The organism is Arthrobacter sp. TMT4-20 (assembly GCF_054510775.1).
Genome location: NZ_JBTNDW010000040.1, coordinates 1 through 1,303, shown reverse-complemented (window position 1 = coordinate 1,303; position 1,303 = coordinate 1). Strand labels below are relative to the sequence as shown.

At 63.2% G+C, this 1,303-nt stretch carries 2 protein-coding genes; both read left to right on the top strand.

What is annotated here, in order from left to right; translation table 11 throughout:
* The coding region (locus ACX80Z_RS15940) for a Mu transposase domain-containing protein (RefSeq protein ID WP_459316576.1) at window positions 1-636 on the top strand (636 nt) is incomplete at its 5' end.
* A partial coding sequence (gene istB / locus ACX80Z_RS15935; protein ID WP_459316575.1) for an IS21-like element helper ATPase IstB occupies window positions 633-1,303 on the top strand: 671 nt, incomplete at its 3' end. The genes ACX80Z_RS15940 and istB, both read left to right, overlap by 4 nt.

Genomic DNA, 1,303 nt, shown 5'->3' with positions numbered 1-1,303 from the left:
CTGGGGTTGGAAGTTCGGTTACTTCCACCGAGGGACCCGGAGTCCAAGGGCATGGTGGAGCGGATGAACAGGTTCTTCCGGCAACGCTTCATGCCGGGCCGGAACTTCGCCTCACCAGCGGATTTCAACAACCAGCTCGATGAGTGGTTACCAACGGCTAATCACCGGTATTCACGTTCCCGCCATGGACGACCCGATGAGCTGATCATCCTGGACCGCCAGAAGATGCGCCCGTTACCGCCGGTGACCCCGGGCACGGTGTTCGCCAATACGGTCCGTCTGCCACGGGACTATTACGTACGGGTGTTCTCCAACGATTACTCCGTTGATCCCTCGTTCATTGGGCGGATCGTTGATGTCATCGCCGATCTGGACACGGTCACGGTCACCCATGAGGGCGTCGTCATCGCTTCGCATGCCCGGGTGTGGGCCCGGCACCTGGTGATCAGCGACCCAGCCCACGTGGCCCGGGCGGCGGTGATGCGCCGGGACTTCCACGCCCAACGAGCCCAGCGACCCGACATGGTGGAAGCAAGGGTGGTGGAGTCCGTGCAGGTCCGCGATCTCGGTGTCTATGACGAGATATTCGGCATCGACCACGACCAGCAGCCAGCGCTGGCAGAGGTGGCCTCATGACCGAGACGCCAGCCCAGATCGAGTACTACGCCCGGGCGTTGCGCGCCCCGCGGATCAGTGACGGGTTCCGCCGGCTCGGGGACCAAGCCAGGGACGCAGGATGGTCTCACGAGGAATACCTCGCCGCGGTCCTCTCCCGTGAAGTCTCCGAACGCGAAGCGTCGGGTGCGGCGACCCGGATCAAAGCCGCGAGGTTCCCCGCGCATAAAAGCCTCGAGGAGTTCAACTTCGATCATCAGCCCTCCGCGGACCGGAACCTGATCGCGCACCTGGGCACCGGGGTGTTCCTCTCCGAGGCTAAGAACGTGGTCCTGCTCGGCCCGCCGGGGACCGGGAAAACCCACCTCGCGGTCGGTATCGGGATCAAAGCAGCCAAAGCAGGGCATCGGGTTCTTTTCGATTCCGCGACCGGGTGGGTCGCCCGGCTCCAGGAAGCTCATTCCCGCGGGAAACTACCCCAGGAAATGGCCAGGCTACGCCGCTACAGCCTCCTGATCATCGACGAGGTAGGTTATATCCCGTTCGATCAGGACGCAGCGAACTTGTTCTTCCAACTCGTCTCCAGCCGCTACGAACACGCCTCCCTGATTCTGACCTCGAACCTGCCCTTCGCCCGCTGGGGTGATGTTTTCGGGGACCTGACCATCGCCTCAGCCATGATCGACCG